Source organism: Amycolatopsis sp. NPDC104863 (assembly GCF_055582965.1).
The window spans coordinates 1284809-1296737 of the sequence record NZ_JBVJOW010000001.1; the positions used below are offsets into that span (position 1 = coordinate 1284809).

Annotated in this window: 11 protein-coding genes; all 11 read left to right on the forward strand. The window is 71.6% G+C overall.

The genetic code is table 11. The features are described 5' to 3' along the window. Window positions 1–229 precede the first annotated feature (229 nt). The 11 genes from ACZ63J_RS05630 (at window position 230) to ACZ63J_RS05680 (ending at window position 11814) form a co-directional block, all read left to right on the forward strand. Window positions 230–1048 (forward strand): hydroxypyruvate isomerase family protein, encoded by an 819-nt coding sequence (locus tag ACZ63J_RS05630; protein WP_465406919.1) that lies wholly within the window; start codon window positions 230–232, stop codon window positions 1046–1048. Continuing rightward, window positions 1045–1932 (forward strand): 2-hydroxy-3-oxopropionate reductase, encoded by an 888-nt coding sequence (locus tag ACZ63J_RS05635; protein ID WP_465406917.1) that lies wholly within the window; start codon window positions 1045–1047, stop codon window positions 1930–1932. Before ACZ63J_RS05630 ends, ACZ63J_RS05635 begins: the two co-directional genes overlap by 4 nt. Window position 1933: 1 nt before the next feature. Beyond that, complete coding sequence (gcl, locus tag ACZ63J_RS05640; RefSeq protein ID WP_465406915.1) at window positions 1934–3622, forward strand: glyoxylate carboligase; 1689 nt, start codon at window positions 1934–1936, stop codon at window positions 3620–3622. Window positions 3623–3920: 298 nt separating this feature from the next. Next, on the forward strand, window positions 3921–4790 hold the full coding sequence (locus ACZ63J_RS05645; protein WP_465406913.1) for an FAD binding domain-containing protein: 870 nt from the start codon (window positions 3921–3923) through the stop codon (window positions 4788–4790). Further along, window positions 4781–5251, forward strand: coding sequence for a (2Fe-2S)-binding protein (locus ACZ63J_RS05650; RefSeq protein WP_465304716.1), 471 nt, complete (start codon window positions 4781–4783; stop codon window positions 5249–5251). The genes ACZ63J_RS05645 and ACZ63J_RS05650 overlap by 10 nt, the downstream gene beginning before the upstream one ends. After that, window positions 5248–7551 (forward strand): xanthine dehydrogenase subunit D, encoded by a 2304-nt coding sequence (pucD, locus tag ACZ63J_RS05655; RefSeq protein WP_465406911.1) that lies wholly within the window; start codon window positions 5248–5250, stop codon window positions 7549–7551. The genes ACZ63J_RS05650 and pucD overlap by 4 nt, the downstream gene beginning before the upstream one ends. A gap of 1 nt (window position 7552) precedes the next feature. After that, complete coding sequence (locus tag ACZ63J_RS05660; protein ID WP_465406909.1) at window positions 7553–8035, forward strand: nucleoside deaminase; 483 nt, start codon at window positions 7553–7555, stop codon at window positions 8033–8035. Between the two features lie 123 nt (window positions 8036–8158). After that, window positions 8159–9604: an NCS2 family permease gene (locus ACZ63J_RS05665; RefSeq protein WP_465406907.1), complete on the forward strand. Its 1446-nt coding sequence runs from the start codon at window positions 8159–8161 to the stop codon at window positions 9602–9604. Window positions 9605–9615: 11 nt separating this feature from the next. Next, window positions 9616–9993, forward strand: coding sequence for an allophanate hydrolase-related protein (locus ACZ63J_RS05670; protein WP_465340568.1), 378 nt, complete (start codon window positions 9616–9618; stop codon window positions 9991–9993). Continuing rightward, complete coding sequence (locus tag ACZ63J_RS05675; RefSeq protein ID WP_465406905.1) at window positions 9990–11084, forward strand: glycerate kinase; 1095 nt, start codon at window positions 9990–9992, stop codon at window positions 11082–11084. Before ACZ63J_RS05670 ends, ACZ63J_RS05675 begins: the two co-directional genes overlap by 4 nt. Before the next feature lie 34 nt (window positions 11085–11118). Continuing rightward, the gene (locus tag ACZ63J_RS05680; protein ID WP_465406904.1) at window positions 11119–11814 is read left to right on the forward strand and encodes a TetR/AcrR family transcriptional regulator; all 696 of its coding nucleotides are present in this window, start codon (window positions 11119–11121) and stop codon (window positions 11812–11814) included. Window positions 11815–11929: the final 115 nt, after the last annotated feature.

The window sequence follows — 11929 nt, forward strand, 5'->3', positions numbered from 1 at the left end:
TCTCCCTTCGTCGCGGCCGAAGGTAGGCCTGGATGACGTCGGGATCGACCGGCTGAAGGGCGATCTCGACGCGGGCCGCGTGCGACTCGCGGCGTAGGCGCTACGCCGGAGGTCGCACACGGGGTCAGGCGAAGGTTGCCGGGGCGATGACCCGTTGACCGCGCCGCCGCCGAGCAGCTATTCTCGATATGCGAAAGAAAGATTCCGGATAGCGAAATTTGAGGTCGCGATGCCAGAAGAGGGGCACACCCTGCCGTACGTCGCCAACCTGTCGATCCTGTTCAAGGAGGTACCGCTGCCCGAGCGGGCGGCGGCGGCGCGCGCGGCGGGCTTCACCGACGTCGAGTACTGGTGGCCGTTCGAGGTCGCGGTGCCGGCGCGGGACGAGGTCGACGCCTTCGTGCGCGGCGTCGAGCAGGCCGGCGTCCGGCTGCGCGGGCTGAACTTCTACGCCGGTGACATGGCGGCGGGGGAGCGCGGCCTGGTCTCGTGGATCGGCCGCGAAACCGAGTTCGCCGACAGCCTGGTCGTCGCACTCGGGATCGCCGAACGCACCGGCTGCCGCAGCTTCAACGCGCTCTACGGCAACCGGCTCGACGGCGAAGACCCGGCCAAGCAGGACGACCTCGCGCTGGTCCACCTCGCCACCGCCGCCGAGGCGGCCGCGAAGATCGGCGCCCAGTTGGTCCTCGAACCGCTCTCCGGCGCCGACCGCTACCCGCTCAAGACCGCCGCGGACGCCGTGGCCGTGCTCGACGACCTCGGGCGCGACAACGTGCGGCTGCTGGCCGACCTGTACCACCTGGCAGTCAACGGCGACGACCTGGACGCGCTGGCGACGGAGCACATCGCCCGGATCGGGCACGTGCAGATCGCCGACGCGCCCGGCCGCCACCAGCCCGGCACCGGGTCCCTCGACCTCGACGGCCACCTGCGGAAGCTCCAGAACGCGGGCTACGCCGGGTTCGTGGGGATCGAGTACGTCCCGGAGCCCGACACCGTCACGTCGCTGAACTGGCTGCCGACCACCCGAAGGGGACGAGCATGAAACTGGGATTCATCGGACTGGGCGTGATGGGCGCCCCGATGGCCGCGCACCTGGTCGCGGCCGGGCACGACGTCAGCGGCTACGACGTGCACGCCGCGGCGGGGGAGAAGCTCCAGGCCGCCGGGGGACGCGCCGCGAGCGACGTCGCCGACGCGGTGGCCGGGGCGGACGTCGTGATCACGATGCTGCCGAACCACCCGCAGGTCGAGGCGGTCGTGCTGGCCGGCGGCGGGGTCCTCGACACCGCCGCGCCCGGCACGCTGCTGATCGACATGAGCACCATCCGGCCCGAGACGTCGATCGAGGTCGCGAACCTCGCGCGGGACAAGAAGATCCGCGTCCTCGACGCCCCGGTCTCCGGCGGGCAGGCCGGCGCCGAGCAGGCGTCGCTGTCCATCATGGTCGGTGGGGACGCGGCCGACTTCGACGCCGCGAAGCCGGTGCTCGACGCCGTCGGCAAGACGATCGTGCACGTCGGCCCGCACGGCGCCGGTCAGGTGGTCAAGGCCGCCAACCAGCTCGTCGTGGGCGGGATCTACGGCCTGGTCGCCGAGGCGATCGTGCTGCTCGAAGCGTCCGGAGTGGACGCCGCGACCGGGCTCGACGTGCTCGCCGGGGGACTGGCCGGCAGCCGGATCCTCGAGCTCAAGCGCAAGTCCATGGTGGACCGTCAGTTCGCACCCGGGTTCCGGATCGACCTGCACCACAAGGACATGGGGATCGCGCTGGCCGCCGCCCGGCAGGCCGACGTCGCGCTCCCGCTGACCGGGCTGGTCGCCCAGCTCGTCGCCGCCGGCCGTGCCATGGGGTACGGCTCCCTGGACCACTCGGCCTTGCTGAAGGTCGTCGAACAGTTGTCGGGCCGCGTCCCGGCGGAGGTGTGACATGCCCAGAATCCCCGCCATGCAAGCGGTCGTCGACGTCCTGGAGAGCGAAGGCGTCGACACCGTCTTCGGCTGCCCCGGCGCGGCCATCCTCCCGCTGTATAACGCCCTGCAAGGCCGGGCGATCCAGCACCTGATCGTCCGCCACGAAGAGGGTGCGACGCACATGGCCGACGGCTGGGCCCGGACGAACGGGAACGTCGGCGTCGCGATCGGCACGTCCGGGCCGGCCGGGACGAACATGATCACCGGGCTCTACACCGCGCACGCGGACTCGATCCCGATGATCTGCATCACCGGGCAGGCGGCCACGACGAAGCTGCACCAAGAAGCGTTCCAGGCCGTCGACATCGTCGAGATCGCCAAGCCGGTGACGAAGTGGGCGGTGCAGGTCAAGGAGGCCGCGCAGCTGCCGTGGATCTTCCGCGAGGCCTTCCGGATCGCCCGGTCCGGCCGCCCCGGCCCGGTCCTGATCGACCTCCCGATCGACGTCCAGAAGCAGGACATCGAGTGGGACTCCTCGATCGACTCGCCGCTGCCGGTGACCGCCGTCAAACCCGCCGCCGCGCGGGTCGAGCGGGCGCTGGAGATGCTGCTGGCCGCCGAACGCCCGCTGATCCTGGCCGGCGGCGGTGTTGTCCTCGGCGAGGCGAGCGAGCAGCTGCGCGCCGCGGCCGAGCGCCTGGACGTCCCGGTGCAGGTGACGCTCATGGGCAAGGGGAGCTTCCCCGAGGACCACGAGCTGTTCGCCGGGATGGCCGGCATCCAGACGTCGCAGCGCTGGGCCAACGCGGCCTTCCTCGAGTCCGACCTGGTGCTGGCGCTGGGCGCGCGGTTCGGCGACCGGCACACCGGTGAGCTGTCGGTCTACCGCGGTGACCGGAAGTTCATCCACGTCGACATCGAGCCGACGCAGCTGGGCAAGGTGTTCGGCCCCGACTTGGGGATCGTCTCGGACACCCGGGAGTTCCTGGACGCGCTGCTGGCGGCGCTGGACGAGCGTGCGCCGGAGCCGCGGCGCGAGTGGGTCGGCCGGATCGCGGAGCTGAAGGAAGCGCTTCCCCGCCGGGACGACTTCGACACCCTGCCGATCAAGGCGCCGCGGGTCTTCAAGGAGATCAACGAAACCTTCGGCGAGGACACCTACTTCGTCACCGCGATCGGGCTCTACCAGATCTGGTCGGGCCAGTTCCAGAAGGCGCACAAGCCGCGTCACTACCAGGTGTGTGGCCAGGCCGGTCCGCTCGGCTGGGAGATCCCCGCCGCGATCGGCGTCAAGAAGGCCCGGCCGGAGGCCGAGGTTGTCGGCGTGGTCGGCGACTACTCGTTCCAGTTCCTCGTCGAGGAGCTGGCGGTGGCCGCGCAGTACGACGTCGGGTTCGTGCTGATCATGCTCAACAACGAGTACCTCGGGCTGATCCGGCAGGCGGAGACCGGGTACGACATGAACTTCGAGGTCGACATCCACTACGACGCGAACGGCACGGACAACGTCAAGATCATGGAGGCCTACGGCTGCTCGGGCACCCGCGTGCACGAGCCGGCCGAGATCCGGACGTCCCTGGAGTGGGCCCGCAAGGAGGCCGAGCGCACCAGCCGGCCGGTCCTGGTGGAGATCATGATCGAACGTGAGGGCAACGCCGCCATGGGTGCCGCCCTCGACGCCGTCAAGGAGTTCGAGCCCGCGTAACGGCGCCGTTGGTTGCCAGTCCGACCACAGCCACGGCCGGATGACTTCGGAGCAACGGTCACGTACCGCTCCGGGGCCGGCCTACCTTTGGCCGGACTGGCAACGCGCCGCGTGACCACGGCCGCCGCACGAGACCCTGACCTCGTGCGGCGGCCTTTCCGCGTCCGCGATCAAGCGCTTGTCGGAAAGTACAAACGCGGGCCCGAAATTCACCCTTCTTTCAGGGGTTTTGCCGTGGTCGGAGCCACAGTTCACCGTGTGTACTCCTTATCGAAGCAGCCCCGAAAGGACGTCCACAGTGGAATTCCTCCGACCCGCCTCGCTGGCCGACGCGCTCGCCGCGAAGGCCGCGAACCCCGGTGCGGTCCCGATCGCCGGCGGCACGGACGTGATGGTCGAGCTCAACTTCGACCACCGCCGTCCCGAAGCCCTGCTCGACCTCGGCCGGGTCGCCGAGCTCCACGAGCACGGCGCCGACGGCGGCCGGATCCGGATCGGCGCGGCCGTGCCCTACACCCGGATCATCACCGAACTGGGCGCACAGCTGCCCGGCCTCGCGATGGCTTCGCGGACCGTGGGGTCCCCGCAGATCCGCAACCGCGGTTCCGTGGGCGGCAACCTGGGCGCAGCTTCGCCTGCGGGCGACTCACACCCGGCGCTCCTGGCCGCGGACGCGGAGGTCGAGATCGCGTCGGTGCGCGGCACCCGGATCGTCGCGGCGAAGGACTTCTACGTCGGCGTCAAGCGGAACGTCCTGGAGCCGGACGAGCTGATCACGTCCGTGCTGCTGGCCCCGGCCACCGGGCCGCAGCAGTTCAGCAAGATCGGCACCCGCAACGCCATGGTCATCGCCGTCGCCGCGTTCGGGCTGGCACTGCACCCGGACCAGCGGCGCGTCGGCACCGGCGTCGGCTCGGCCGCGCCGACCCCGCGCCGGGCGTTCGAAGCCGAGGAGTTCCTGGCCGGCGAGCTGGACTGGGACGCACCGAAGGCCCTGAACGACTCGGTGAAGCGCCGCTTCGGCGACCTGGTCGCCGGAGCTGCCGCGCCGATCGACGACGTCCGGGGGAGCGCGGCCTACCGCCGGCACGCCCTGGGCGTGATGGCGCGGCGAACCCTGACCTGGGCCTGGACCGACTACTGCGGAGGGAGCGCGAAGTGCGCGTGAACGTCACCGTCAACGGCGAGCCCCGCCGGGCGGACAACGTCTGGGAAGGCGAAAGCCTCCTCTACATGCTGCGCGAGCGGCTCGGCCTGCCGGGCTCGAAGAACGCCTGTGAGCAGGGCGAATGCGGCTCCTGCACGGTGTACGTCGACGGCGTCCCGGCGTGTTCCTGCCTGGTCGCGGCGGGGCAGGCCGAGGGCCGCGACGTCGTCACAGTCGAAGGGCTCGCTTCCGGCGACGACCTGGACCCGGTGCAGGAGTCGTTCGTCGAGCGCGGCGCCGTCCAGTGCGGGTTCTGCACCCCCGGCCTGCTGGTGGCCGCGCACGACCTGATCGAGCGCGTCCCCGACCCGAGCGACGTCGAGATCCGCGAGGCGCTGGCCGGCAACCTCTGCCGCTGCACCGGCTACGAGAAGATCCTCGACGCCGTCCGTGACGCGGCCGCGAAGAAGGCCGTCCGATGAGCGCCCCGGCCCGCTCCCCGCAGGAGCTGCACGACACGATCGCCGGCGGCATCGGCGAGAGCCCGCTGCGCCCCGACGGCACGCTCAAGGTCCGCGGCGAGTTCGCCTACTCCTCCGACCTGTGGCACGAGGACATGCTGTGGGGCGCGACCCTGCGCAGCCCGCACCCGCACGCCCGGATCGTCCGCCTCGACGTCTCCCGCGCGCTGGCCCAGCCGGGCGTGCACGCGGTGCTGACCCACGAGGACGTGCCGGGGGAGAACGTCTACGGCCTCAAGTACCAGGACACCCCGGCGCTGGCCGCGGACCTGGTCCGCTTCCAGGGTGAGCCGGTCGCGATCCTCGCCGCGGACCACCCGGAGATCGCGCGGCAGGCGCTCAAGGAGATCGTCGTCGAGTACGACGTCCTCGAGCCGATCACCGACCCCGAGCGGGCCGCGCACGACGACACGCTGCCGAAGCTGCACCCGGGCGGGAACCTGGTCCGTCACCAGCGGATCGTCAAGGGCGACCCGACCGCGACCGCGGACGTCGTCGTCTCCGGCGTCTACGAGATCGGCATGCAGGACCAGGCGTTCCTCGGGCCGGAGTCCGGGCTCGCGGTGCCGGCCGAGGACGGCGGAGTCGACCTCTACCTGGCGACCCAGTGGCTGCACGTCGACCAGCGCCAGACGGCGAAGGCCCTGGGGCTCCCGCTGGACAAGGTCCGGCTGACGCTGTCCGGCGTCGGCGGTGCGTTCGGCGGCCGCGAGGACCTGTCGATGCAGATCCACTCGTGCATGCTCGCCTTGCGCACCGGGCGGCCGGTGAAGATGAGCTACAACCGCCTGGAGTCGTTCTTCGGGCACGTCCACCGCCACCCGGCGAAGATGTACTACGAGCACGGCGCCACGAGCGACGGCGAGCTCGTCTACGTGCGCGCCAAGATGTACTTCGACGGCGGCGCGTATGCGTCGAAGACCCCGGTCGTGGTCGGCAACGGCACCACGCTCAGCGTCGGCCCGTACGACGTCCCGAACGCGCACATCGAGGGCTGGGGTGTCTACACCAACAACCCGACCTGCGGCGCGATGCGCGGCCTGGGCGCGGTCCAGCCGACGTACGCCTACGAGTCCCAAATGGACAAACTCGCCGCCGCCCTGGGCATGGACCCGGCCGAACTGCGGATCCGCAACGCGCTGAGCGAAGGGTCCACTGTGGTCACCGGCCAGGTCGTGGACTTCCCGGCGCCGGTGGCGGAGCTGGTCCAGCGCCTGCGTGACCTGCCGCTGCCGCCCGAACCCACCGGCGAACGCGACATCCGCGAGCTGCCCGGCGGCGCGTCCAACACCACCCACGGTGAAGGCGTCGTGCGCGGCGTCGGGTACGGCGTCACGATCAAGAACATCTCCTACGCCGAAGGCCTCGACGACTACTCGACCGCCCGCGTCCGGCTGGAGGTGCTCGGCGGCGAGGCGGTCGCGATGGTGCACACCGCCGCGGCCGAGGTCGGCCAGGGCCTGGTCACCCTGCAGCAGCAGATCGCCCGCACCGAGCTGGGCCTGACACGGGTGAGCGTGCACCCGGCCGACACGAGCGTCGGCGACGCCGGCTCCAGCTCGGCGTCGCGCCAGACCTACGTGACCGGTGGTGCGGTCCGCAACGCCTGCCGCGCGGTCGCCGACGCCGTGTACGCCCTCGCCGCGGTCCGCCTCGGCCGTCCGGCCGACGGGCTCACGCTCACCGGCGGCAAGGTGGTCGCGGCCGACGGCGAAGTCGTCGCGGACCTCGCCGACCTGCTCGGCGAGACGGCGATCGAGGAGACCCGCGAGTTCCACCACCGCAAGACCTACCCACTCGACCCCGAGACCGGCCAGGGTGACGCCCACGTCCAGTACGGGTTCTCGGCGCACCGCGCGGTGGTCGACGTCGACCTGGACCTCGGGCTGGTCAAGGTGGTGCAGCTCGACTGCGCGCAAGACGTCGGCAAGGCGATGAACCCCGACGCCGTCATCGCCCAGATCCAGGGCGGCTCGGCCCAGGGCCTCGGTCTGGCGGTGATGGAGGAGATCCTGGTCAAGGACGGCAAGGTCCGGAACCCGTCGTTCACCGACTACCTCATCCCGACCATCCTCGACATGCCCCCGATGCGCGTCGACGTCCTCGAACGGCCCGACCCGCACGCGCCCTACGGCGTCCGCGGCGTCGGCGAGCCACCGACGATCTCGGCCACCCCGGCGATCGCCAACGCCATCCGCGCGGCCACCGGCCTCGAGCTGCCGCGTGTCCCCATCCGCCCCGAACACATCACTGGAGTCTGAGATGACCACGTCGATTTCCGTCGAACAGGAATGGCTCGAGGAGGCCATCCGCATCGCGGCGACGAACGTCGCGAACGGCGGCGGTCCGTTCGGCGCCCTGATCGCCCGCGACGGCGAGATCGTCTCCACCGGCGTCAACCGCGTCACCGCGAACCTCGACCCGACCGCGCACGCCGAAGTCGTCGCGATCCGCGCGGCCTGCCAGGCCCTCGGCGACTTCAAGCTGGACGGCTGCGTGCTCGTCTCCAGCTGCGAGCCGTGCCCGATGTGCCTGTCCTCGGCGCTGTGGGCGCGGGTCGACAAGGTCGTCTTCGCCGCCGACCGGCACGACGCCGCCAAGGCCGGCTTCGACGACCGCGTCTTCTACGAGCTCTTCGACCGCCCGCGCGAAAGCTGGACGGTCCCCATCACCCGACTGTCCGCAAAGGACGGTTTCGCCCCCTTCGCGGCGTGGCTCGACAAGAGCGACCGCACCGACTACTGACCCGCCGACCTCTGACCCACAAGGCCAGCTGACCGGAGCACAACCGAATCGAACGTCCCGCTCGCCAGGCACGGCGCTGTGCCTCGGCCTGGCCGAGCACACCCACCGGCAAGGGCAGGACGCATGACCCAGACCGAAGTCCCCACCCCCGTGGTCGACGAAGTACCCGCGCCACGGCGATCTTTGCTCGACAAGCTGTTCGAACTGCGCGCCCGGCAATCCACGGTAGGCCGCGAGGTCCGCGGCGGCGTCACGACGTTCGTCGCGATGGCCTACATCGTGCTGCTCAACCCGCTCATCCTCGGCGCCTCCGCCGACATCACCGGCGCCCGGCTCTCCGCGGCGCAGGTGACCACCGCGACGGCGCTGGCCGCCGCCGTGATGACGATCCTCATGGGGGTCGTCGGCAACGCGCCCCTCGCGCTGGCCGCCGGCCTCGGCATCAACGGCATCGTCGCGTTCCAGATGGCCCCGACGATGACCTGGGCGCAGGCCTTCGGGCTGGTGGTGCTGGAAGGCGTCTGCATCGTGCTGATGGCCGTCAGCGGAGTCCGCGAACGGATCATGAACGCCATCCCACGGCCGCTCAAGATGGCGATCACCGTCGGGATCGGGCTCTACATCGCCCTGGTCGGGCTGGTCAGTGCCGGGTTCGTGACCCGGGTGCCGGACGCGGCGCAGACCACGGTCCCGGTCCGCCTCGGGGCGAGCGGGCACCTGCACGGCTGGCCGATCGTCGTGTTCTGCTTCGGCCTGCTGCTGATGATCGTGCTGATGGCCCGCAAGGTCCCGGGCGCGGTGCTGATCAGCATCGGCGTGGCGACGGTGTTCGCCGTCGTGCTGCACGAGGGGTTCGGCGTCGGCGGCTGGGGCCTGACCACCCCGGCGCTGCCCGACCACGTTGTCGCGGCCCCGGATTTCGGGCTCTTCGGGCACATCGATCTCTTCGGCGGCTTCGCCTCGGCGGGGGCGCTCGCGGCGACGGTCTTCCTGTTCACCCTGGTGCTCTCCGGCTTCTTCGACGCGATGGGCACGATCACGAGCGTCTCGGACGAGGCCGGGCTGTCGAAGAACGGCAAGGTCCCGCGGATGGGCCGGATCCTGCTGGTCGACGGCGCGGGCGCGATCGCCGGCGGGGTCACCGGTTCGTCGCCGAACACGGTGTTCCTCGAGTCCGCGGCCGGCGTCGGCGAAGGCGCCCGGACGGGCCTCGCCAGCTTGGTCACCGGCCTGCTGTTCGCCGGGACGCTGCTGTTCACCCCGCTCGCCGGAGTGGTTCCGGCCCAGGCCGCGGCGCCCGCGCTGGTCGTCATCGGCGGCATGATGGTCGCGCAGTGCCGCACCATCCCGTGGAACGACCCGGACTACACGATCCCGGTGTTCCTCACCGCGGCCCTGATCCCGTTCACCTACTCGATCACCAACGGTGTCGGCGCCGGCCTGATCGCGTTCGTGCTGATCAAGATCGGCCGCGGCAAGTGGCGCGAAGCCGGCTGGCTGTTGTCGGTGCTGGCGCTGGTGTTCGCGGTCTACTTCGCCGTCGACGGCGTCGAAGCCCTCTTCCGCTAAGGAGAATCCCCGTGGCCCTGATGTTCTTCAACGGCGGCGCCATGCGCGGCGAGCCGCTGCACCACCTCCTGGCCGGAGCGCCGTTCGTGGCGGAGGCGAAAACCGCGCCGAAGTACCGGTTCTACGCCGTCGGCGACCAGTGCCCGGCGCTGTACCCGGTGTCGCACGGCGGCGCGGAGGTGACCGGCGAGGTGTACGACGTCTCGCTGGACGACCTGCGCGACAAGGTGCTCCCGTCCGAGCCCCACGAGCTGGAGCTGGGGGTGGTGGAGCTGACCGACGGCAGTTCGGCGTTCGCGATGCTGCTGCGGCGGCCCTACACCTCGCACGTCGCGCTGCGGGACATCACCGAGGTCGGCGACTGGCGGGCCTACAAGGCGAGCGTGTGAAAGTCCTCGTGGCGCCCGACAAGTTCAAGGGGTCGCTGACCGCGGCCGAGGTGGCGTCGGCGGTGGCCCGGGGCCTCGCCGACGTCCACCCGCGGGTCGAGACGCAGACCCTGCCGGTGGCGGACGGCGGTGACGGCACGGTCGACGCCGCCGTCGCCGCCGGCTTCCGCCGGGTCCGGGTCCCGGCACGCGGCCCGACCGGCGTGCCGGTGACGGCGTCGTACGCGGTCCGTGGCGACACGGCGGTCGTCGAGCTGGCCGAAGCGTCCGGCCTGCACCGGCTGCCCGGTGCGCCGTCGCCGCTCGGCGCGTCCAGTGCGGGCACCGGGGACGTCATCGCGGCCGCGGTGGGCGGGGGCTGCCGCCGGATCGTCCTCGGGGTGGGCGGCAGCGCCTGCACCGACGGCGGCGCCGGCATGCTCGCCGCGCTGGGCGCCCGGCTCCTCGACGCCGCCGGCCGGGAGCTCCCGCCCGGCGGCGCGGCGCTGTCCCGGGTCGCTTCGCTGGATCTGTCCGAACTGGACTTGTCCGAAGTGGACTTCGAGCTGGCGAGCGACGTGGACAACCCGCTCTACGGCCTGAACGGGGCCGCGTTCGTCTACGGCCCGCAGAAGGGCGCGTCACCCGACGACGTCGAGGTGCTCGACGAGGCGTTACGGCACTGGGCGTCGGTCGCCGGGCCGGCGTTCGCGGACCGGCCAGGCGCCGGGGCCGCCGGGGGAGTGGGCTTCGCCGCGATGGCCGTGCTGGGCGCCCGGATGCGCCCGGGCATCACGCTGCTGCTGGACCTGCTCGGGTTCGGCGCCGCGCTCGCGGGGTCCGCGCTGGTCGTCACCGGCGAGGGCTCGCTCGACCGGCAGACGCTCTCGGGCAAGGCGCCGGCCGGAGTCGCCCGGGCCGCGGCGGAGAAGGGGATTCCGTGTGTCGCGGTGTCCGGGCGGTGTCAGCTGTCCACATCGGAACTGGCTTCGGCGGGCATTACGGCCGCGTATGCCCTGACGGACCTGGAGCCCGACCCGGCCCGGTGCATGGCCGACGCCGCGCCGTTGCTGCGGCGGCTCGCCCACCGCGTCGCCGTGGACCACCTCTGACAGGTGCTACCGCAGTTTTGTTATCATTGAAACCATGGTGACGAAGGCGGCGGCGGACACCCGGGAGCGCATCCTCGAAGCGGCGGCGGCCCTGCTGGTGGCCGAAGGCCGCGACGGCCTCTCGACCCGCGCGGTCAGCGCCGCGGCGGGCGTCCAGCCGCCCGCGCTGTACCGGCTCTTCGGCGACAAGGACGGCCTGCTCGACGCGGTCGCCGCGTACGGCTTCGACGAGTACCTGACGAGCAAGCGCGCGCTGGGCTCGACCGGCGACGCGGTGGCGGACCTGCGGCGCGGCTGGGACCTGCACGTGGAATTCGGGCTGTCCCGTCCGGAGTTCTACGTGCTCATGTACGGCGACGCGCGGCCGGGCCGGACCTCGCCCGCGGCCCGGGAAGCCGAAGGGATGCTGCGAAGCATTGTCTCGCGGGTCGCGGAGGCGGGCCGGCTGCGTCTGAGCGTCGAACGCGCGGCGCGGCTGGTGCACGCGACCGGAATGGGCGTGGTGCTGTCGCTCATCGCGACGCCAGAAGACGAGCGTGACCGGGAGCTGTCGCTGACGGCCCGGGAGACGGTGCTGAGCCGGATCCTCACCGACGTCGAAGCGCCGGCGGAGTCCGATCTGCCGGGACGCGCGATCGCGCTGCGGGCCGGGCTCGACGGCGTGGCGGCGCTGACCGAAGCCGAGCGCGTCCTGCTGGCCGAGTGGCTGGACCGCATCGCCGACGCCTGAGCCGTCCGGAGCAGGGCTGGATCGGTTCAGACCGATCGGACATTGCTTGTCACCCACCGGTGGCTCAATATGTTGCGGCTCGCAACATATTGACGACAACGCCGTCGGAGGGTCT